The sequence below is a fragment of the Streptococcus sp. SK140 genome (assembly GCF_000259525.1).
In the GTDB taxonomy this organism is placed as follows: domain Bacteria; phylum Bacillota; class Bacilli; order Lactobacillales; family Streptococcaceae; genus Streptococcus.
The window spans coordinates 60,325-81,645 of record NZ_AJML01000024.1; the positions used below are offsets into that span (position 1 = coordinate 60,325).

17 protein-coding genes are annotated in these 21,321 nt (G+C 40.6%); 10 read left to right on the top strand and 7 right to left on the bottom strand.

The window, feature by feature from the left end; genetic code table 11:
• Window positions 1-225: 225 nt before the first annotated feature.
• The gene (locus HMPREF1116_RS06810) at window positions 226-2,310 is read right to left on the bottom strand and encodes a GH92 family glycosyl hydrolase (protein ID WP_000802621.1); all 2,085 of its coding nucleotides are present in this window, start codon (window positions 2,308-2,310) and stop codon (window positions 226-228) included.
• Between the two features lie 171 nt (window positions 2,311-2,481).
• Here HMPREF1116_RS06810 and HMPREF1116_RS06815 point away from each other — a divergent pair, with 171 nt between their 5' ends.
• From HMPREF1116_RS06815 to HMPREF1116_RS06860, 10 genes are all read left to right on the top strand, one after another.
• Complete coding sequence (locus HMPREF1116_RS06815; protein ID WP_000263079.1) at window positions 2,482-3,762, top strand: glycoside hydrolase family 125 protein; 1,281 nt, start codon at window positions 2,482-2,484, stop codon at window positions 3,760-3,762.
• A 76-nt stretch (window positions 3,763-3,838) separates the two neighbouring features.
• A complete protein-coding gene (locus HMPREF1116_RS06820) occupies window positions 3,839-6,484 on the top strand; it encodes an alpha-mannosidase (RefSeq protein ID WP_000432730.1) in 2,646 nt (881 codons plus the stop codon).
• An 84-nt stretch (window positions 6,485-6,568) separates the two neighbouring features.
• Entirely contained in the window at window positions 6,569-7,438 is an 870-nt protein-coding gene (locus tag HMPREF1116_RS06825) for an ROK family protein (RefSeq protein ID WP_000170996.1), read from the top strand.
• Window positions 7,432-9,312, top strand: coding sequence for a family 20 glycosylhydrolase (locus tag HMPREF1116_RS06830; RefSeq protein ID WP_000251423.1), 1,881 nt, complete (start codon window positions 7,432-7,434; stop codon window positions 9,310-9,312). Before HMPREF1116_RS06825 ends, HMPREF1116_RS06830 begins: the two co-directional genes overlap by 7 nt.
• A 206-nt stretch (window positions 9,313-9,518) precedes the next feature.
• The gene (locus HMPREF1116_RS06835) at window positions 9,519-10,448 is read left to right on the top strand and encodes an ABC transporter permease (RefSeq protein ID WP_001032156.1); all 930 of its coding nucleotides are present in this window, start codon (window positions 9,519-9,521) and stop codon (window positions 10,446-10,448) included.
• Between the two features lie 13 nt (window positions 10,449-10,461).
• Entirely contained in the window at window positions 10,462-11,382 is a 921-nt protein-coding gene (locus HMPREF1116_RS06840; RefSeq protein WP_001074703.1) for a carbohydrate ABC transporter permease, read from the top strand.
• A 109-nt stretch (window positions 11,383-11,491) separates the two neighbouring features.
• Window positions 11,492-12,979 carry an ABC transporter substrate-binding protein gene (locus HMPREF1116_RS06845; protein WP_000800381.1) on the top strand — a complete coding sequence of 496 codons (1,488 nt, stop codon included), beginning with the start codon at window positions 11,492-11,494 and terminating at the stop codon, window positions 12,977-12,979.
• 158 nt (window positions 12,980-13,137) lie between these two features.
• Window positions 13,138-13,827, top strand: coding sequence for a CPBP family intramembrane glutamic endopeptidase (locus tag HMPREF1116_RS06850; protein ID WP_000759846.1), 690 nt, complete (start codon window positions 13,138-13,140; stop codon window positions 13,825-13,827).
• A 127-nt stretch (window positions 13,828-13,954) separates the two neighbouring features.
• Window positions 13,955-14,941: an oxygen-dependent tRNA uridine(34) hydroxylase TrhO gene (gene trhO / locus HMPREF1116_RS06855; protein WP_000031040.1), complete on the top strand. Its 987-nt coding sequence runs from the start codon at window positions 13,955-13,957 to the stop codon at window positions 14,939-14,941.
• A gap of 122 nt (window positions 14,942-15,063) precedes the next feature.
• Window positions 15,064-15,921 carry a DUF4299 family protein gene (locus HMPREF1116_RS06860; protein WP_000241129.1) on the top strand — a complete coding sequence of 286 codons (858 nt, stop codon included), beginning with the start codon at window positions 15,064-15,066 and terminating at the stop codon, window positions 15,919-15,921.
• A gap of 158 nt (window positions 15,922-16,079) precedes the next feature.
• Here the strand turns inward: HMPREF1116_RS06860 and HMPREF1116_RS06865 are convergent, their stop codons facing one another.
• The 6 genes from HMPREF1116_RS06865 to HMPREF1116_RS06890 form a co-directional block, all read right to left on the bottom strand.
• On the bottom strand, window positions 16,080-17,048 hold the full coding sequence (locus HMPREF1116_RS06865; protein ID WP_000191314.1) for a DUF6574 domain-containing protein: 969 nt from the start codon (window positions 17,046-17,048) through the stop codon (window positions 16,080-16,082).
• 87 nt (window positions 17,049-17,135) lie between these two features.
• Window positions 17,136-18,044, bottom strand: coding sequence for a DUF4097 family beta strand repeat-containing protein (locus HMPREF1116_RS06870; RefSeq protein WP_001233681.1), 909 nt, complete (start codon window positions 18,042-18,044; stop codon window positions 17,136-17,138).
• A complete protein-coding gene (locus tag HMPREF1116_RS06875; RefSeq protein WP_000198673.1) occupies window positions 18,037-18,630 on the bottom strand; it encodes a DUF1700 domain-containing protein in 594 nt (197 codons plus the stop codon). Before HMPREF1116_RS06875 ends, HMPREF1116_RS06870 begins: the two co-directional genes overlap by 8 nt.
• The gene (locus HMPREF1116_RS06880) at window positions 18,617-18,943 is read right to left on the bottom strand and encodes a PadR family transcriptional regulator (protein WP_000273853.1); all 327 of its coding nucleotides are present in this window, start codon (window positions 18,941-18,943) and stop codon (window positions 18,617-18,619) included. The genes HMPREF1116_RS06875 and HMPREF1116_RS06880 overlap by 14 nt, the downstream gene beginning before the upstream one ends.
• 173 nt (window positions 18,944-19,116) lie before the next feature.
• Window positions 19,117-19,542: a hypothetical protein gene (locus HMPREF1116_RS06885; RefSeq protein WP_000181025.1), complete on the bottom strand. Its 426-nt coding sequence runs from the start codon at window positions 19,540-19,542 to the stop codon at window positions 19,117-19,119.
• Window positions 19,543-19,583: 41 nt separating this feature from the next.
• Window positions 19,584-21,080 (bottom strand): hypothetical protein, encoded by a 1,497-nt coding sequence (locus HMPREF1116_RS06890; protein ID WP_000879815.1) that lies wholly within the window; start codon window positions 21,078-21,080, stop codon window positions 19,584-19,586.
• Between the last annotated feature and the right edge of the window lie 241 nt (window positions 21,081-21,321).

Sequence of the window (21,321 nt, forward strand, 5' to 3'; positions counted from 1 at the left end):
GTATGAGTTGAGTACTAAGCTAGTCAGTTATAAAGACTGATAGGACAGAATATTGAGGGTGTTTTAGTTTAGGATGTCAAAAAAATGGTTGAGAGAAATCGTTTGGAAGTACATGAAATTGATTTGAAAGTTGATTGAAAGTTATACACAATCTGTGGATAACTTTGTGGAGGATTTGGTATAAATCAGAAAATCCCCTTGTACATGACAAAGGGATTTGAACTATTAGTGATTTGGTAACCAGTTGAGGGTAAAGTTGAGATTTTGGGCGTTTAGCAAATCCTGGTGACCAATACTCTGAACTTCTTTTTCATCCAGTCGGCAGTCTTTTACAAAATAGAAGTATTCATGATTTTGATGCGCGTGAATATCCAACCACTGGTCTTTTTCTGCAAGATAGACACGAAGGTGATCAAAGAGCGGAATCCCAAGATCATAGCTTGCTTTTCCTGGGCAGGTTGGGTAAAGCCCAAGAGTGGACCAGACATACCAAGCCGATAAACTGCCGTTATCCTCATCTCCTGGATAAGCATCCCAGCCAGCTCGAAAGGCTTTTTGACGGAGAGTCTTGATTAAGAGACTGGTATATTGGGGATAATTACTGTAGCGGAACAGATAAGGGATATGGAAACTTGGTTGGTTTGAAATGGCTAGTTGACCAAAAGGTGCAGTTGCCATTTCGCTCATCTCGTGAATTTCATATCCATAACCCGTCGTTTCAAAGAGTGGGAGACTTTGACAAGATTTTAAGAGATAGTTGCTAAAGGCTTCTTTTCCACCCATTAGTTGACTAAGTCCAGAAATATCGTGTAAGACACCGAGACTGGCTTGGATGGCTGAACACTCAGCATAATCACGGCCCCAACTATAAGGAGAAAAGTCAGGACGGAAGTTGCCATCTACATCACGCGCCCTCATGTAGCCTGTTTCAGGGTCAAATAGATTTTGATAATTCATAGAATAGTGAGCATAGATTTGAGCCAGCTCTTCTTGACCTAATTTTGCTGCGCAAGTAGAGATACAAAAATCACTGTAAGCATAGTCTAGGGTATGGCTGACACTTTCATGATAATCTGTGGATAGGTAGCCAAGTTCTTGATATTGGGACAGGCCATGTCGTCCGTTGATAGCTTTTGGATCTGCCTTGGTCGCAGTTTCAATCATGGCTTTGAGAAATTCCTCCTCAAGTTCAGGTGCCATGTTTTTGCAGGCGCTATCTGCAATAAGACCATCGATTAAGGTGCCAGGCATCATGCCTCGTTCGTCAGGAGCCAGCCACTTAGGGAGGTATCCAGTATCACGATAGCTATTGAGGAAGCCTTCGAGAAACTGACGATAGTGCTCTGGAATAATCAAGGCGAAGAGTGGGAATGAAGTGCGGAAAGTATCCCAAAAACCATTGTTGGTAAAGAGAAGACCTGGTTTAACTGTTCCTGAAGCGAGGTCCATATGGATGCTTTCGCCCTGCTCAGTTACCTCGTAGAAGGTTTGAGGAAATAGAAAGAGTCTATAAAGACAATGATCAAAAAATGCTTGGTCTACTGACCCAGTTTCTACGATATCAAAACGGCCTAGAAGAACTTCCCAATTTGTCTTGGCGTCTTGTTTTGTTTCTTCAAAATCCTGTTTAGGAAGATTAAAGAGGGCCTGTTCTTTGGAAATAAAAGAAGTTGCCAGTTGAACTTGAACTTCCGCTCCAGCCAAGTCAATACGCCAGTCTTGCCCCTCTTGCGTAATAGAAAGGATTTCTACAGAAAATGCGAGAGCAGTATACATGACGAGGGGACTTTTATTGGTTTCGGTTTCACCTTCTTGTCTCAGGGCCAGAGTTCGCTGATCGACTTGTTCAACTGTCAGTTCATCTGCTGCGTGAAGATAGAGGGAGAGGGCTTTTCCTTGTATCTGTCTAAGATGAATAGAAGCTCCATAGCAAGTAGGACTTAGTTGCATTTCAATCTGATAACGCTCAGAAAAAATCTTTAGAAAATGAGGATTAAAAATAGCACGTTCAAGATTATAAGAAGATTGACGATGAAAGAGAGTGTCGCCGCTAATTTCTCCTGTAACTGGTGTCAGTAAGAGCCAGGAGTAATCACCAATCCAAGGGCTAGGCTGGTGGGTTAGTCGGATACCCTGAAAGATAGGAAGATGGGGGTCAAAAAACCATGATCCTTCCTGGTCACTAGTCTGGGGTACAAAGTAATTCATGCCAAAAGGAACACCTGTGTAGGGTAGGGTGTTTCCTCGCGAAAAAGCGTGTTTACTGGCTGTTCCAAAACGCGTATCAATGGTTTCAAGTATAGGTTTCATAGTAATTCCTTCAGTAGTTTTCTACATTATAACAGAAAAAGGAGACTTTTAGAAAGCGACTTCAAAATATAACAATTTTGTAGAATAATGACTAACATTTGTGTATATATTTTCTGGACTAAAAGCTATATACTGAAAATGAAAATCTGTTTGAAAGAGGCAAAATAGTTTATGGTTTATTCAAAAGAAATTGTCAGAGAGTGGCTAGATGAGGTAGCAGAGCGTGCCAAGGAGCATCCTGAGTGGGTTGATGTCTTTGAACGTTGCTACACAGACACCTTGGACAATACAGTTGAAATCTTAGAAGACGGCTCAACTTTTGTACTAACTGGGGATATCCCAGCTATGTGGCTCCGTGATTCAACTGCTCAGCTGAGACCTTACCTCCATGTGGCTAAAAGAGACCCTCGTTTGCGTCAAACCATTGCAGGTTTGGTCAAACGCCAGATGACTTTGATTCTCAAGGATCCCTATGCCAACTCCTTCAACATTGAAGAGAACTGGAAGGGGCACCACGAGACAGACCATACAGACCTCGATGGCTGGATTTGGGAGCGCAAGTATGAAGTGGATTCGCTTTGCTACCCCTTGCAGTTGGCTTATCTCCTCTGGAAAGAGACTGGCGAGACTAGTCAATTTGATGAAACTTTTGTCGCAGCGACCAAGGAAATTCTTCATCTGTGGACGGTAGAACAAGACCACAAGAACTCTCCTTATCGTTTTGTTCGTGATACCGATCGTAAGGAAGATACTCTGGTAAATGATGGTTTTGGTCCTGACTTTGCCGTAACAGGAATGACCTGGTCAGCCTTTCGTCCAAGTGATGACTGCTGTCAGTATAGCTATTTGATTCCTTCGAATATGTTTGCAGTAGTTGTCTTGGGTTATGTCCAAGAAATCTTTGCAACATTGAATCTAGCCGATAGTGAGAGCATTATTACTGATGCTAAACGCCTACAGACTGAGATTCAAGAAGGAATCGAAAACTATGCCTATACCACAAACAGCAAAGGTGAAAAGATTTATGCCTTTGAGGTAGACGGTTTAGGAAATGCTAGTATCATGGATGATCCAAACGTACCAAGTTTGCTAGCTACACCGTATCTGGGCTATTGTAATGTCAACGATGAAGTGTATCAAGCAACTCGTCGTACCATTCTTAGCCCTGAAAATCCATATTTCTACCAAGGGGAATACGCAAGCGGACTCGGAAGTTCACATACCTTCTACCGCTATATCTGGCCGATTGCTCTATCTATCCAAGGATTGACAACGACGGATAAGGCAGAGAAGAAGTTCTTGCTAGATCAGTTGGTTGCCTGCGATGGTGGAACAGGTGTCATGCACGAAAGCTTCCACGTAGATGATCCGACTCTCTACTCACGCGAATGGTTCTCATGGGCCAACATGATGTTCTGCGAATTGGTCTTGGATTACCTAGATATTCGCTAATGAGCTTTCGCTCGACAGATTCTTGTACAGAATCACAAATATATTTTTAAATTTAAGTTAGAATGAGGTTTTACTCATGGAAAATGTTGTTGTACATATCATCTCTCACAGTCACTGGGATCGTGAGTGGTATTTACCGTTTGAAAGTCACCGGATGCAATTGGTGGAACTTTTTGACAATCTGTTTGATCTTTTTGAAAATGACCCTGAATTCAAAAGTTTCCACTTGGATGGCCAAACCATCGTCCTTGATGACTACTTAGAAATTCGCCCTGAAAACCGTGACAAGGTGCAGCGTTATATCGACGAAGGCAAGCTCAAGATTGGTCCTTTTTACATCTTGCAGGATGACTACCTGATTTCAAGTGAAGCCAATGTCCGCAATACCTTGATTGGTCAAGCCGAATGTGCTAAATGGGGCAAATCTACTCAGATTGGTTACTTCCCAGATACCTTTGGAAATATGGGGCAAGCTCCTCAAATTCTTCAAAAATCAGGTATTCACGTAGCAGCCTTTGGTCGTGGTGTCAAACCGATCGGCTTTGACAACCAAGTCCTCGAAGATGAGCAGTTCACCTCTCAATTTTCTGAAATGTACTGGCAAGGTGCGGATGGTAGCCGTGTACTCGGTATTCTCTTTGCTAACTGGTACAGTAACGGGAACGAAATTCCAGTAGATAAAGACGAAGCTTTGACTTTCTGGAAACAAAAATTGGCAGACGTACGTGACTATGCTTCTACTAACCAATGGTTGATGATGAACGGATGTGACCACCAACCAGTTCAACGAAACTTGAGTGAAGCTATTCGTGTGGCAAACGAACTCTTCCCAGACGTGACCTTTATCCATAGCTCCTTTGATGAATATGTTCAAGCAGTGGAAAGTGCACTTCCTGAACACCTGTCAACTGTTACAGGTGAGTTGACTAGCCAGGAAACGGATGGTTGGTACACTCTTGCTAACACCTCTTCTTCACGTATTTATCTCAAACAAGCCTTTCAAGAAAACAGCAATTTGTTGGAGCAAGTAGTAGAACCTTTGACCATCATTACTGGTGGACACAACCACAAGGATCAATTAACCTATGCTTGGAAAACGCTCTTGCAGAATGCCCCACACGATAGTATCTGTGGATGCAGTATTGACGAAGTTCACCGTGAAATGGAAACTCGTTTTGCAAAGGTTAATCAAGTCGGGAATTTTGTTAAGAGTAACCTTCTCAATGAGTGGAAACATAAAATAGCAACTCAGGAAGCGCAAAGTGATCACCTCTTTACCGTTGTCAACACAGCTTTACATGACAAGGTTGATACAGTCAGTGTTGTAGTGGATGTTGTGACTTGTGATTTCAAAGAATTGCATCCAACAGAAGGCTATAAGAAGATGGCAGCTGTGACCTTGCCAGACTACCATGTTGAAGATTTGGATGGCCATGTCCTTGAAGCCAAGATTGAAGACTTGGGAGCAAGTTTTGGTTATACTTTACCTAAGGATAAATTCCGCCAACCATATATTGCACGTCAAGTGCGCGTGACAATCCCAGTTCACCTTGCTCCGCTTTCTTGGGCAAGCTTCCAATTGGTTGAAGGTCAAGTAAATCACCGTGATGGTATTTACCAAAATGGAGTCATTGATACACCATTTGTGACTGTTAGTGTAGACCAAGGAATTACAGTCTACGACAAGACTACTAACGAAGCTTACGAAGATTTCATCCAATTCGAGGACCGTGGAGATATTGGTAACGAGTACATTTACTTCCAGCCGAAAGGAACTGAGCCAATCTACGCTCAACTGAAAGGTTATGAAGTTCTAGAAAACAATGCTCGCTATGCTAAGGTCTTGCTCAAGCATGACTTGACTATCCCAGTCAGCGCAGATGAAAAATTGGATGCTGAACAAAGAGGAATCATCGAGTTCATGAAACGAGATGCAGGTCGTTCAGAAGAGTTGATAACCATTCCTCTCGAAACAGAGATGACTGTCTTTGTGGACAATCCACAGATTCGTTTCAAAACTCGCTTTACCAATACAGCCAAAGACCACCGCATCCGTCTCTTGGTCAAAACTCACAACACTCGCCCAAGTAATGATTCTGAAAGCATCTATGAAGTTGTGACAAGACCAAATAAACCAGCAGCTTCTTGGGAAAATCCTGAAAATCCACAACACCAACAAGCCTTTGTTAGCTTGTATGATGATGTAAAAGGGGTGACTGTAGCCAATAAAGGATTGAACGAATACGAAATCCTTGGAGACGATACCATGGCTGTAACCCTTCTCCGTGCTTCAGGTGAGCTAGGTGACTGGGGCTACTTCCCAACGCCAGAAGCCCAGTGCTTGCGCGATATCGAAGTTGAGTTTGCAGTAGAATGCCATCAAGCAGGGGAACGCTTCTCGGCCTTCCGTCGTGCAAAAGCCTTCCAGGTGCCATTTACAGCTCTTCAAGTTGCAAAACAAGAAGGTAGCGTTGCTGCAACAGGTAGTCTCTTCAACCATGCAGCACTGAACTTGCCACAAGTCTGCCCAACAGCCTTTAAAGTTGCTGAAAATGAAGAAGGATACGTTCTTCGTTACTACAATATGAGTCAAGAAAATGTTCGCGTGTCTGACAAACAACAAACCATTCTTGACTTGTTGGAACGCCCATACCCAGTCCATTCAGGACTATTGGCACCACAGGAAATTCGTACAGAACTCATTCAAAAAGAAGAAATTTAATTTCAAAAAGAAAACATAAACAGAAAGGAGGAGCGAAAAAGTAAGAACCAACTGCTGATTCGCTCCTTTTTACAGGTGAAAGCCATGACCCTTGCAACCATTGATATTGGAGGGACTGGAATTAAGTTTGCCAGTCTAACTCCTGATGGAAAGATTTTAGATAAGGCGAGCACACCAACTCCAGAGACTCTGGAAGAGTTGCTAGCTTGGTTGGACCAACGTTTGTCAGAGCAAGACTATCGTGGGATTGCTATGAGTGTGCCAGGTGCAGTTAATCAAGAAACAGGAGTGATTGAGGGGATTAGCGCCATTCCTTACATCCATGGTTTTTCATGGTATGAGGCCCTTGCTCATTATAAGCTACCTGTCCATCTAGAAAATGATGCCAACTGCGTTGGACTGAGTGAATTACTAGTTCATCCTGAGATTGAAAATGCAGCCTGTGTCGTGATTGGTACAGGAATCGGTGGGGCTATGATCATCAATGGCAAGCTACACCGTGGTCGTCATGGTTTGGGTGGTGAGTTTGGCTACATGACAACCATCGAACCAGCAGAAAAACTCAACAACTGGTCGCTACTAGCTTCTACAGGAAATATGGTTCGCTATGTGATTGAAAAATCAGGTCAGTCTGACTGGGATGGCCGCAAGGTGTACCAAGAGGCTGCGGCAGGAAATGCCCTCTGCCAAGAAGCTATTGAGCGTATGAATCGCAACCTAGCTCAAGGCCTGCTCAATATCCAGTACCTAATCGACCCAGATGTCATTAGCCTAGGTGGCTCTATCAGTCAAAACCCTGATTTTATTAAGGGTGTGCAAAAAGCAGTAGATACTTTTGTCGAAACTTATGAAGAATATACAATTGCTCCAGTCATTCAAGCTTGCACCTATCACGCAGATGCCAATCTCTACGGTGCCCTTGTCAACTGGTTACAGGAGGAAAACCAATGGTAAGATTTACAGGACTTAGTCCCAAGCAAGTCCAAGCTATCGAAGTATTAAAAAATCACATTTCTCTACCAGATGTAGAAGTGGCAGTCGCTCAGTCTGACCAAGCCTCCATCTCTATCAAGGGTGAGAATGGGCAGTATCAACTGACCTACCGTAAACCTCATCAACTCTACCGTGCTTTATCTGTGCTAGCAACAGCTTTAGCAGAAGGGGACAAGGTAGAGATTGAAGAGCAGGCGGCCTATGAAGATTTAGCCTATATGGCGGACTGTTCGCGCAATGCCGTGCTCAATGTCGCATCTGCCAAACAGATGATTGAAGTCTTGGCTCTCATGGGCTACTCAACCTTTGAGCTCTACATGGAAGATACCTATCAGATTGAGGGGCAACCATACTTTGGCTATTTCCGTGGAGCATACTCAGCTGAAGATTTACAGGAAATCGAAGCATACGCCCAACAGTTTGACATGACCTTTGTCCCATGTATCCAGACCTTGGCCCACTTGTCAGCCTTTGTCAAATGGGGTGTCAAGGAAGTGCAGCAACTCCGCGATGTAGAAGACATTCTCCTCATCGGTGAAGAAAAAGTCTACGACCTGATTGACGGTATGTTTGCGACGTTATCTAAACTACAAACTCGCAAGGTCAATATCGGGATGGATGAGGCCCACTTGGTTGGTTTGGGACGCTACCTCATCTTGAACGGTATTGTGGATCGTAGTCTCCTTATGTGCCAACACTTAGAGCGCGTGCTGGATATTGCAGACAAGTACGGTTTCCACTGCCAGATGTGGAGCGATATGTTCTTCAAGCTCATGTCAGCAGATGGCCAGTACGACCGTGAGGTGGAAATTCCAGAAGAAACGCGTGTTTACCTTGACCGTCTCAAAGACCGTGTGACCTTGGTTTACTGGGATTATTATCAAGATAGCGAGGAAAAATACAACCGAAACTTCCGTAATCACCATAAGATTAGTCAGGATATCGCCTTTGCAGGTGGTGCTTGGAAATGGATTGGCTTTACACCTCATAACCATTTCAGCCGTCTCATCGCTGTGGAAGCTAATAAAGCCTGCCGTGCCAATCAGATCAAAGAAGTCATTGTGACTGGTTGGGGAGATAATGGTGGTGAAACAGCCCAGTTCTCTATTCTACCAAGTTTACAAATCTGGGCGGAACTCAGCTACCGCAATGATTTAGAGTATTTGTCAGCTCACTTCAATACCAATGTAGGTCTATCCGTTGAGGACTTTATGCAGCTTGACTTGGCTAACCTCTTGCCAGACCTACCAGGTAATATACATGGTATCAACCCCAACCGCTATGTCTTCTATCAAGATATTCTCTGCCCAATTCTTGATAAGCACATGACACCTGAACAAGACAAACCGCACTTTGCCCAGGCAGCTGTGACTCTTGCTTCTATCAAAGAAAAAGCAGGTACCTACGCTTATCTTTTCGAAACTCAGGCCCAGTTGAACCAGATTTTAAGCAGTAAAGTGGATGTAGGACGACGCATCCGTGAGGCTTATCAAGTGGATGATAAAGAGAGCTTGCAACAAATTGCTAGGGAAGAATTGCCAAAACTTAGAAGCCAGATTGAAACCTTCCACAAGCTCTTTAGCCACCAATGGTTGAAAGAAAACAAGGTCTTTGGATTGGATACAGTTGACATTCGTATGGGCGGACTCTTGCAACGCATTAAGCGAGCAGAAAGTCGTATCGAGGCTTATTTGGCTGGTCAAATTGACCGCATCGAAGAATTAGAAGTCGAAATTCTTCCATTTACTGACTTTTACGCAGACAAGGACTTCGCAGCAACGACAGCCAACCAGTGGCATACTATTGCGACAGCTTCGACCATTTATACAACCTAGAAAAACTCTATTCAGGAAGAAAGTTTCTCGTGAAACATACTTCTTATTATAAAAAAAGTTCTCCACATAAAATAATTTGTGGAGTTTTTTCTATAATTAGTAGTTTAAACTATCCTTAAAATAAGAGTATACTATTTTTGTAAACGTTATCAAGTCTAAAAATTGTGAGATTATCAAGTTTTAGAAAAATAAAAAGGGAGGAAATTATGAACAAGTTTTCAAAAACTTTGAGAGATAATTGGATATTTCTCTTAATGGTTTTACCAGGGACACTTTGGTTGATCTTATTCTTCTACATCCCAGTATTTGGAAATGTGGTTGCCTTCAAAGACTACCATATGACTGGTGAAGGATTCGTCCACAGTATTATAAATAGTAAATGGGTTGGACTAGATAACTTCAGATTCTTATTTAGTTCAAAAGATGCCTTTGTCATCACTCGAAATACTGTCCTTTACAACCTTGGATTTATCTTTATTGGTTTGATCGTATCGGTTGGGATTGCCATTATCCTTAGTGAACTTCGCTCTAAGCAAATGGTTAAAATCTACCAAACTTCTATGTTATTCCCGTACTTCCTATCTTGGGTTATCATCAGTTTCTTTACAGATGCTTTCCTAAATATCGATAAAGGGCTTATCAATCACACCTTAGAAGCTCTCGGAATGAAAGGGATTAACTTCTACGCAGACATCAGTATCTGGCCTTACCTCCTCCTTTTCCTAGGTATCTGGAAAGGCTTCGGATACAGTAGTGTTATGTACTACGCTACAATCATGGGTATTGACCCAACTTACTACGAAGCAGCGACAGTGGACGGTGCTAGCAAATGGCAACGTATTCGCAACGTAACCATCCCTCAGTTGACACCACTTGTGACAGTATTGACCATCCTTGCAGTCGGAAACATCTTCCGTGCAGACTTCGGTCTCTTCTATCAAATCCCTCACAACGCTGGTCAGCTCTATAGCGTAACAAACGTATTGGACGTCTATGTCTTTAATGGTTTGACACAGACAGCAGACATCGGTATGGCTTCAGCAGCCGGTCTCTATCAGTCAGTCGTCGGTTTGATTCTGGTTATCCTATCAAACTTACTTGCAAGACGTGTTGATCCTAACTCAGCACTATTCTAGAAAGGAGGAGCATATGGCAAAAAAAATTCAAAAAGAAAAAATTGATAATGTTGGCATACACTCCTTCAGCAAGAAAGCAGATATCTTCTTTAGTATCATTTCTGGTTTGCTGGCCTTCTCTTGTATCTTGCCTTTCATCTTTGTCATCATTATCTCAATTACAGATGAGAAGAGTATCGTTCAATATGGATATAGCTTCTTCCCATCACAATTTGGATTAGATGGTTTTGAGTTTTTAGCTCAGTTCAAAGATAAGATTTTACAAGCGCTCTTTATCTCAGTATTTGTGACAGTTGTCGGTACATTGACAAACGTCTTTATCACTACAACTTACGCCTATGCCATCTCACGTTCAACATTTAAGTATCGTAAATTCTTTACAATCTTCGCTCTTCTTAGTATGTTGTTCAATGCTGGTTTGGTACCAGGCTATATCGTGGTGACTCAATTGCTTCACCTTGGTGATACTATTTGGGCCTTGATTGTTCCAATGCTTCTATCACCATTCAACATCATGTTGATGCGTTCTTTCTTCAAGAAAACCATCCCAGAAGCAATCCTCGAATCAGCTCGTATCGATGGAGCTAGTGAAGCTCGTATCTTCTTCCAAATCTGTTTGCCACTGTCATTACCAGGTATCGCAACGATTACACTATTGACAGCGCTTGGATTCTGGAATGACTGGTTTAACGCCCTTCTTTACATCAAGAGTGATAACTTGTATCCATTGCAATATTTGCTTATGCAAATTCAAAACAACATGGATTACATTGCTAAGTCAGTTGGTATGTCAGGACAGCTTGCAGTTGCCCTACCAAAAGAAACAGGTCGTATGGCTATGGTCGTAGTTGCGACTGTTCCGATTGCGATCCTCTACCCATTCTTCCAACGCTACTTTGTAAAAGGTTTGACTATCGGTGGTGTTAAAGAGTAAGGATATTTAAGAAACAATGTTTCTTTTCTAACTCTGATTTTTCTGGCAAAGGAAAATCAAGAATCTAATTTTGTTAATAACTTTAAAAATAAAAAAAGGAGTTTTTATAATGAAAAACTGGAAAAAATATGCTTTTGCATCTGCTAGCCTTGTCGCTTTAGCTGCTAGCCTTGCAGCTTGTGGAAACCTTAAAGGAAACAACCAAAAAGCTGCTGAATCATCATCTTCAGGTGATAAGACTGTTATCAAAATGTATCAAATCGGTGACAAACCAGATAACTTGGACGAATTGCTAGAAAATGCAAACAAAATCATCGGAGAAAAAGTTGGCGCTAAATTGGATATCCAATACCTTGGTTGGGGTGACTACAGCAAGAAAATGTCAGTTATTACTTCATCAGGTGAAAACTATGATATCGCCTTTGCAGATAACTATGTCGTAAACGCTCAAAAAGGTGCTTATGCTGACTTGACAGAATTGTACAAGAAAGAAGGAGCTGACCTTTACAAAGCTCTTGACCCAGCTTACATCAAAGGTAACACTGTAAACGGTAAGATCTATTCTGTTCCAGTAGCAGCTAACGTTGCATCTTCACAAAACTTTGCCTTCAACGGCCCACTTCTTGAAAAATATGGAATTGATATCTCAGGTGTCACTTCATACGAAACACTTGAACCAGTATTGAAACAAATCAAAGAAAAAGCTCCAGATGTAATGCCATTTGCTGTTGGTAAAAACTTTATCCCATCAGAAAACTTTGACTACCCAGTTGCAAACGGACTTCCATTCGTCATCGACCTTGAAGGCGACACTACTAAGATCGTAAACCGTTACGAAGTTCCTCGTTTCGTAGAACACTTGAAGACTCTTCACAAATTCTATGAAGCAGGATACATTCCAAAAGACGTAGCAACAAGCGAAACTTCATATGACCTTACTCAAGATACTTGGTTTGCTCGCGAAGAAACAGTAGGACCAGCTGACTACGGTAGCAGCTTGCTTTCTCGTGTTGCTAACAGAGACATCCAAATCAAACCATTTACTAACTTCATCAAGAAAAACCAAACAACTCAGGTTGCAAACTTTGTAATCTCAAACAACTCTAAGAACAAAGAAAAAGCAATGGAAGTGTTGAACCTCTTGAACACTAACCCAGAACTCTTGAACGGACTTGTTTATGGACCAGAAGGCAAGAACTGGGAAAAAGTAGCAGGTAAAGAAAACCGTGTTAAAGTCCTTGACGGATACAAAGGAAACACTCACATGTCAGGATGGAACACTGGTAACAACTGGATTCTTTACATCAACGAAAACGTTACAGATGAACAAATTGCACAATCTAAGAAAGACTTGGAAACTGCAAAAGAATCTCCAGCGCTTGGATTCATCTTTAACACTGACAACGTGAAATCTGAAATCTCAGCTATCACTAACACTATGCAACAATTCGATACAGCTATCAACACTGGTACTGTAGACCCAGAAAAAGCTATTCCAGAATTGATGGAAAAACTTAAATCTGAAGGTGCTTACCAAAAAGTATTGGATGAAATGCAAAAACAATACGACGAATTCTTGAAAAACAAAAAATCTTAAGATAGATTGATTTCGTGTATTCATTCCTAAAAAGAGCGATCACTGCCTTGTCTGGAACTTTCTAGATAAGGTGGTGATTCTTTTTAAAGTATTTACATATAATTATCTGTATTCAAAATCATATATTTACTCTTACATATAACGTTGGACGCAGACACATGAAAAAGTATCATCTGCTCTTTAAAATCAGTGCAATCTTATCCTACTTATTTTTCGTATATGGACTTTCTCAGCTAACACTGGTGGTTCAAAATTACTGGCAATTTTCTTCTCAGATTGGCAATTTTTTCTGGATTAAAAATCTTATCAGTCTTGTCTTTATTGGCTTCATGATATGGATTTTAGCCAAGGCAGGATATGGCTACCTTTTTGTTATTCCAAAGAAAAAATGGCTATGGTATACAGTTTTGACGGTTCTGGTAACTGTACTTTGCATATCTTTTAATTTCCAAACGGCAAAACATGTACAGTCAACCTCTGAGGGCTGGGCTGTACTAATCGGCTATAGTTGGACAAATTTTGCCGAGTTGGGTCTCTACCTGACCTTATTTTTCCTAGGTCCTCTGATGGAAGAGTTGATTTATAGGGGTTTGTTCCAACACGCCTTCTTTAAAGATTCGAAGCTTGGACTTGACTTGATACTTCCTTCGGTTTTGTTTGCTCTTCCTCACTTTTCTAGCTTTCCAAATTTCTTAGATATTCTTGTTTTTTCGACATTTGGAGTATGTTGTGCTGGATTAACTCGTTATACCAAGAGTATCTATCCTAGCTATGCAGTCCATGTTATGAATAATATCGTAGCAACCTTACCATTTTTGTTAACTTTTCTTCATCGAATATTTAGCTGAAACAAGATCTGAAAATGGTCTTGTTTTTAATTTTCAGTCAAATAAATTGCATTCGCTTTCTTGGGGGAGTATACTGATATAGTTGAATGAAAAATTCTGATAATTTAATCTTAGAAAAGAGAAGCACATGTCAAAAGATATTCGAGTTTTACTTTACTATAAATATGTTCCAATCGAGAACGCGGAACAATTTGCTGCAGACCACTTGGCTTTCTGTAAGTCAATCGGCCTCAAGGGCCGTATCCTAGTCGCTGACGAAGGGATCAACGGAACCGTTTCTGGTGACTATGAGACTACGCAAAAATATATGGACTATGTTCACAGCCTTCCAGGTATGGAAGACCTCTGGTTCAAGATTGACGAAGAAAGTGAGCAAGCCTTCAAGAAGATGTTTGTTCGCTACAAGAAAGAGATTGTCCACCTTGGCTTAGAGGATGATAACTTTGACAATGATATCGACCCACTTGAAACAACAGGTGCTTACTTGTCTCCAAAGGAATTTAAAGAAGCTCTTCTAGACGAAGATACAGTTGTTCTTGATACTCGTAATGACTACGAGTACGATCTTGGCCATTTCCGTGGTGCTATCCGTCCAGACATTCGTAACTTCCGTGAGTTGCCACAATGGGTCCGTGATAACAAGGAAAAATTCATGGACAAACGTGTCGTAGTTTACTGTACTGGTGGAGTCCGTTGTGAGAAATTCTCAGGTTGGATGGTCCGTGAAGGCTACAAAGATGTCGGTCAATTGCACGGCGGAATTGCAACTTATGGGAAAGATCCAGAAGTTCAAGGGGAACTTTGGGATGGGAAAATGTATGTCTTTGACGAACGTATTGCAGTCGATGTCAATCATGTCAATCCAACCATTGTAGGGAAAGATTGGTTTGATGGCACACCATGTGAACGATATGTCAACTGTGGTAATCCTTTCTGTAACCGCCGTATCTTGGCATCAGAAGAGAATGAAGACAAGTATCTCCGTGGCTGTTCGCACGAGTGCCGTGTTCACCCACGTAATCGCTATGTTTTGGAACATGAATTGACACAAGATCAAGTCATCGAGCGTTTAGCAGCGATTGGTGAGAACTTGGATCATTCTGAAGTTGTATAAAAGTAGGACAGTCCTGACGGGCTGTTTTTCTATGCTTTTGACCAAAAAATCTTAAATTTGTTTCTGCATCTTTCAGGAAAATGGTGTATACTATATGTAAACGATTTCAAAGGAGACCATTTATGGTGAAAACATTTTTTATTCCAAATAAACAAAGTATTTTAGGACAACAGGAGATTTTAACAGCTAAGTCAGTCTTGGCCCTAGTAGATGGCTTAGAGTCACATAGTTATGATGCTGTCTATCTCCGTCAACCACTTAATCGCCTTGAGTATATCGAGTGTGGAATCGTAGGCAAGTCTCAATTTCTCTTTAAAGTTCGTTATGCAGATGCTCAAAAAGGCTACCAAGTAATCATTCCTGACTTGATTACAAGAGCTGACTGGGAGATTGTAGAAGCTCTCTTACAAGCCTTGTCTAGCAAGGTTGGTGAAGCAGTTGAAGGTTTGTCAGACTTTGACTTGGAAGACTATTTCCGAGAAACTGTTAAAAACTATCTAGCGGATAAGGCTGCTCATTTGGCCTTCTGCCAAGGAATTCTATCAACTATTTACTTTGATAAGAAGGACTTAGAAAGCTTCTTGGAAGAAGATGGAGTGGCACGTTTTGAAGCATTAGTCAAAAAGGTTCAAGAGTCAGATGCCTACCCTGCAAGTGCAAAATTCTACCCAGATAGTGAAGGTAAGATCCACGGCATCTATCACCTGGCTCAAGGGGTTAAGACAATTTTGCCCAAAGGTCCTGTTGTTCCCGTGCCTTATGTTGAGCAGTTGGCTGGCAAGGAACTTATCTGGGAGATTGACTTGGTGAAAATATCTGGAGATGGTTCTAAGCCTGAAGACTACGAAGCAGTAGCTAGACTGGATTACCAAGCCTTTTTAGAAGCTCTTCCAAAGGAACTTTGTCAGGATTTGGATGCCAACCAAGTAGAGGTAGGACCAGTTTCAGGAGAGGATTTTGAAGCCTTAGCAAATAGATAAAAAAGAAATTTGGGGTAAAAGTCCAAATATAAAGTTAAAAAGCGAACAAGATTAGTTTTCTGATTATCAGAATTCTGTCTTGTTCGCTTTTTTTATTTCTAAAATTTTATAGTAATAATTCCCTAAAACTAAAATCTTTCTATCTCGCTACCTTTATCTTACATAAAAGCTAGGATTCGTAGATATTCAAAAACCAGAGTCATTTCTGCTAGGAAGAAGAGAAATAGGATACCACCGTTAACTAGAAATGCCAAGAGAAGGCGATAGAAGGGATCAGTTTGGCTATCTTTACTTGGTCTTGAGATGGTATAGAGGTTGGCAAGAAGTACCAGACCAATGCTAATGAGGCAGAGAAGAGCCGCAAAGCGTAGACTATTAAAGAAGGCAAAGAAACTGGCAATACCTGTGAGCAGGAGAGGAAGGGCGAAGAGTTTGCTGTACTCTTGCAAGGATTTTTCCAGTGTCCAGTCATTGTCCTGATTGACAAAACGTTTAACCACGAATCCACCCATAAGGATAGAAAAGAAGAATAAACTTGTCGCTACCAAGATGGAGAAGATAGAAAAGAGATTCAGTGAAGGGAACTGCTCGCTGACATGAGAGTTGATAGCCGCCATATGGCCGTAGTAGTTATGCTTGATATGATAAATCGCACAGAAGAAACTAAGAGCAGAAAAGATAGTCAGCAGGGCAAAGGCATTATAACTATGTTTTTTATCTGTATCAATGCTTGTTGTCGGTTCTTTAAGGGCACCTTGTAGCCAAAACCAAAGATCAGCCAGTTCTTCTTTGAATACTGCGAATAGCGCTGTTTTGGTAGATACAGAATCTGGTAAAAACGGGCTTTCCAAAGATTGACTTTTCTGAGAAGCTTCTTTAATAGGTTCTTCTGACTCGTCTATCTTTTCTGATTTTTCAGCGATCTCTTCAGTCTCTACAGTTTCCTCACTAGTTTCCTTATCTTCTGGATTGGTATGAGGATTTTCTTGAGGATTTTCCTCAACTACTGGCGCCTCTTCTCTTGTCTCTGAATCTTCTTCAAGGAGAACTGAGTCGGATGGGCTATCTTTTTTATCATTGTTGGCTGTTTTTTCGAAATCAGCACTTTCAAACCATTCTTGAGTCATAATAGACCTCCCTTTTTTGATTAATTTTTGAGTAGTAACTACTAGTTGTCTTTATTCATGATTTCTATAAGAAAGCAAGCGATCTTATTATGGGAAATAGATACTTTGATTAGATTTTGCGACGAGGAGATCTTGCGTATCTTTTTTTTCTGTTTTGTAAGGGTTCGCTAATGCTTCACCTTTACTACCTCCCGTAGGTATGTCACGTCTGTCTCGATGCCAACGATAGATATCACCATGTTCAGCAGAAAATTCAAGATTGATTCGATCAAGTTCCTTCTGAGATAACTCGAGTGAGATATCTTTTCTTGCCTCGAATTCCACTCGACCATGCACTTGGATATCGTCTGCCTTGATATGTTCATGGTCTGCTTGAATGCGGCTATCTGTTAGACTGGTTTCAAATACATTGACAATTCCAACTGTGATTAGTTGGCTATTTTTAATCTCGCTATCAGTGATACGAAGGAGATATCCATTTGACAGAATCTTGGCATTGCTGAGTTTTGCATTAGCAATTGAAAGGATACGATGGTTTACCTGGGCAGTTAGATTTTTTAAGTCTTTTCCTCTTGGTAATGAGAGAACAACTTCATCATTGCGACTAGAAATTCCGCTTGCGATATAGAGAATACCCTCGATACTAGAACCTATAGAGCGACGTGTAGTTGACTTGGTGTCAGTTATTTCAAGACTTTTCTCTTTGATAGAGTGTTGAAGATTTTCTTTTTCAGAGATGGTTGGATGATACTGGATGTGAATCTTATCATCGCTTGACTCCGTAATGACGAGCGAATGTTCTGTTAGTGAAATGTTTAGATTTTCAATATCTTGATCAAAAACGAGTTCTTCCATTCGACTTTCAAATACTGGATTTTGAGACATTGCAAGGAGGCTTCTGACACCATCTGTTTGGATCCCGATGATCATCATGGAAAAACCAATGATACTAGTAACAACACCAAAGATAAGAAATCCTTTTGTCCATTTACGCATGTCTTTCACCTCTCTTTCCTCTATTAAGAATCCATTGGATAAGTCGAAGGACTAGTAATCCAAAGAAACGGGTCACATAGGAAGTTGCTAGCAAGACTAGGGATGAAGCTCCGATAGCTAGTAAACCTCCACCAAAAATCAGAATAAAAGCAGATGTCGATTCCGCCAGAATGTAGAAGCTTTCAAATAGGAGAACAGCTCCGAGAACCATTCCAGCTGCTGATACAGCAAAGAAGGCTATAAGTACGCTGACAGCAGCGATAAAAATCCCGATGATAGCCATGAGAAGACCAATTCCGACCGGAATTCCGATAGGAGCTGCAAGAAGGGCTAGTAGAGCGATGCGTAAAATATGGCGGTCGTTCTTGCTGGAATTTTCTTCGTTGATTTTCTTATCAAGAAGTGTAGTCAGGACATCATGGGCAGCTTCTTTTGGACTTCCCAGGCTAGCGATAAGCTCCTCCTCACCTTCTGGCCCAGCATCATCAAAGAGTTCTTTGAAGTAGTCCATGGCTTCGATACGATCAGATTGAGGCAGCTTCATCAGATAGGCTTCAAGCTGATTCAAATATTCAGTTCTTGTCATGGCGAATGCTCCCTTCTATGATGCCGTTGATAGTGTCAGTGTAGAGTGTCCATTCTTCTCGAAGGACAAAGAGTTGCTCCTCTCCGATTTCTGTCAAGGAGTAGTATTTGCGCATCCGACCTTGGTATTCGCGAGAGTATGTAGTCAGATAGCGGTTGGTATCCAGTTTTTTCAAGATGGGGTAGAGGGTAGATTCCTTGATTTTGGCAATGAGTTTAATGGTTTGGCTAATCTCATAACCATAGGAATCCCCTTGTTCTAGGATGGCCAAGATGAGAAATTCAATCAAGGCCGATGATGTTGGAAAATACATGGGGCACCTCCTTTTTTAGTATGTAAAAATTTTATATATAATTATTCTACACATACATCATACATCTAAATGTAAGCCTTGTCAAGCAATATGTGTAAAATTTTTATATATAAAAAATCTCCTAGTAAAAACTAGAAGATTAGAGGCTGTTTTGCATTACTTTGAGGCAATGCTTATCTGCAATCCTCATCATAAATGGGCGGAAGATAAAAATACTTGTCTTCAATCTTGATTTTGGCACAGAGGATGCCGTTTTGATAGACATATCCGTTAAATGGAGGATAGCTATCCAAGTTTTCTAGGATATTCTCAGGCAAAGATCTGAAATTGTAATCCCTCAGAGCCCCAGAACCAATCAATCTTTCAGTTCGATAAGCCTTGATTTCTTTTTCATATTTTTTGAGAAATTCTTCTCGTTTCCTTTCAAAGAGAGCCAAATCTCCGTCATCTAACTCGTAATAGCGTTCGTAACCAGCAATCCAAGAAATATAAACACACAGTAAAGATTTTTCTATCTCAGGAGAGTAGCCAATTGTAAAGTAATTTTCTTTGTCGACCTGCCGATTTTCTACTGTGATAGTCTGTATAAAGTTAGTCATGATAATCTCCGTTTCAGGAATGAACTAGAAAGGCTTCTCATTTAAAAATCCTTTAGCTCATCAAAGATTTCTATAAATTTTTCTTTGTCCATTCCTAAATCTTTAGGTAGTAAATCTAAGATCTCGACCAGGGCATCATAGATATCCTCTCTCTCGATTGTTTCAATAAAACAGTTACGTTTGTCCATTTTATTGAAACCTTGAGTATACTCTCTTATGAGGGCTTCTATGTGTTTTATAGTGTCCTCGTTGGGGTTTTCTAGAAGCTTTCTAACACTTGCTCTAGTCTTTCTATATAGAGAGGCTGCTTTTTTTGCGTTTGCGGTTGAAATATTCTCTTGTCCATCCCATGAGCGAAATGGATTATCTAGGTTTTGGGCTAGCCATTCAGCTTTCCTCGGTTTTGTTATCCAAAGATTCAGTCCTTTGTCCTGCAGTTTTTTATAATATTTTTTGGCTACTTTAGCTGCATCTTCTGGTAAGCTACTCATCCAAAACATGCTTAATTGAGGTAAATCTGCTGGTTTTGGGATATCCTCTGCAGTAAAGCCAAACAAATCAACGGTTGAAAAATTGATTAACTCTTTTAACTCTGATAATTTATGGAAATTAAGAATATGACCAGGTTTCCCCCACAATCTCAATTCCCTAAGATTTGGATAGTTATTCAAGATTTGTGCAAAGTCTATTTCGAGGATGTTAGAACAATGGATGGCTCCCAAATCCTTTAATCCCAGCACCTTGGGTAGAGAGTTGTCAAGGTGTAATCGTAAGCTGGCTCCATGGTTTTTTACAAGTATCTGACAATTGTCGCTCATGTCTCCTAATAAGAGTAGCTCCTCCAAATCATCATTCAATCTAAGTTCCTCTACACCTGTCAAATCAATGGAAAGTCGATGTATGGATGTCTTAGAAAAATCCAGTTTTGTTTGTCCATGATTTTCAAGAACTAGTTCTGTAATAAAAGGAGTCGACTGTAAATATTCATATATATTTTTATGCCATTTAGTTAATTCTAACTTAGATAAACAAGGGAAGACCTTTAATTCTAATGCGTCTTCAAAAGGCGTCCACTCGTCATTAATATTGTGTTTAGAAATACGGTAGTCATTCCCTGCAAATGAAACCTTTTCCTTGCTTTTATCTGCTTTCTTAAATAAATCTCTTTTTTCTTTTGGGATTTCTTGCCATTTCAGTTGCCTATAAATATCGTAACCATTCCCCCAAAACATAGCATATGTGTTTGTGCTTTCGGTTGTTAATGGTGTTGTATTCCCGATAAAAATATAATTTGACGGTACATGAATATCAACATTACTCAGATGCAAGCCTCTATCCCAGTACATAAAATCTATATAGAGTGGCTTCAAAGAAGCTAGCTCTTCTTCTGTAAGAGGTTGATCTCCTGACCAGTCTAATGACAACAGGACAGCCTGAGGCTTTTTCTCTCCCTCTTCTATCTTGGTTATCTGACAAGCTATGTATTTTTTTAGATGGGTATTGTAAACACAGTAGACGTCCCCTGCTTTTGCTAGCATAAAAATTTCTCCTTAAATGTTACTACATTTTCAATAGTCTTTTTAGACTTTTAAACAAATACTTGTTTGTAATTGAGTTAAAACAAGTAAAGTTCTTTAAGATTTTATTTTAGGTAGATTTCTGGTTTCTCAATGACTGAGCCATCCTTCAATTTTGGGAGTTGAAGGATTTTATGATGCAAAAGGTTAACCTCCTTGGAAGGTTTGATTGTTAGATATTCTAGCTTTATCAGATTAATGA

Bases quoted from the DNA above. Each gene is read 5' to 3' on its own strand.
- HMPREF1116_RS06810 (WP_000802621.1), bottom strand. From the start codon at position 2,310: ATGAAACCTATACTTGAAACCATTGATACGCGTTTTGGAACAGCCAGT.
- HMPREF1116_RS06815 (WP_000263079.1), top strand. From the start codon at position 2,482: ATGGTTTATTCAAAAGAAATTGTCAGAGAGTGGCTAGATGAGGTAGCA.
- HMPREF1116_RS06820 (WP_000432730.1), top strand. From the start codon at position 3,839: ATGGAAAATGTTGTTGTACATATCATCTCTCACAGTCACTGGGATCGT.
- HMPREF1116_RS06825 (WP_000170996.1), top strand. From the start codon at position 6,569: ATGACCCTTGCAACCATTGATATTGGAGGGACTGGAATTAAGTTTGCC.
- HMPREF1116_RS06830 (WP_000251423.1), top strand. From the start codon at position 7,432: ATGGTAAGATTTACAGGACTTAGTCCCAAGCAAGTCCAAGCTATCGAA.
- HMPREF1116_RS06835 (WP_001032156.1), top strand. From the start codon at position 9,519: ATGAACAAGTTTTCAAAAACTTTGAGAGATAATTGGATATTTCTCTTA.
- HMPREF1116_RS06840 (WP_001074703.1), top strand. From the start codon at position 10,462: ATGGCAAAAAAAATTCAAAAAGAAAAAATTGATAATGTTGGCATACAC.
- HMPREF1116_RS06845 (WP_000800381.1), top strand. From the start codon at position 11,492: ATGAAAAACTGGAAAAAATATGCTTTTGCATCTGCTAGCCTTGTCGCT.
- HMPREF1116_RS06850 (WP_000759846.1), top strand. From the start codon at position 13,138: ATGAAAAAGTATCATCTGCTCTTTAAAATCAGTGCAATCTTATCCTAC.
- trhO (WP_000031040.1), top strand. From the start codon at position 13,955: ATGTCAAAAGATATTCGAGTTTTACTTTACTATAAATATGTTCCAATC.
- HMPREF1116_RS06860 (WP_000241129.1), top strand. From the start codon at position 15,064: ATGGTGAAAACATTTTTTATTCCAAATAAACAAAGTATTTTAGGACAA.
- HMPREF1116_RS06865 (WP_000191314.1), bottom strand. From the start codon at position 17,048: ATGACTCAAGAATGGTTTGAAAGTGCTGATTTCGAAAAAACAGCCAAC.
- HMPREF1116_RS06870 (WP_001233681.1), bottom strand. From the start codon at position 18,044: ATGCGTAAATGGACAAAAGGATTTCTTATCTTTGGTGTTGTTACTAGT.
- HMPREF1116_RS06875 (WP_000198673.1), bottom strand. From the start codon at position 18,630: ATGACAAGAACTGAATATTTGAATCAGCTTGAAGCCTATCTGATGAAG.
- HMPREF1116_RS06880 (WP_000273853.1), bottom strand. From the start codon at position 18,943: ATGTATTTTCCAACATCATCGGCCTTGATTGAATTTCTCATCTTGGCC.
- HMPREF1116_RS06885 (WP_000181025.1), bottom strand. From the start codon at position 19,542: ATGACTAACTTTATACAGACTATCACAGTAGAAAATCGGCAGGTCGAC.
- HMPREF1116_RS06890 (WP_000879815.1), bottom strand. From the start codon at position 21,080: ATGCTAGCAAAAGCAGGGGACGTCTACTGTGTTTACAATACCCATCTA.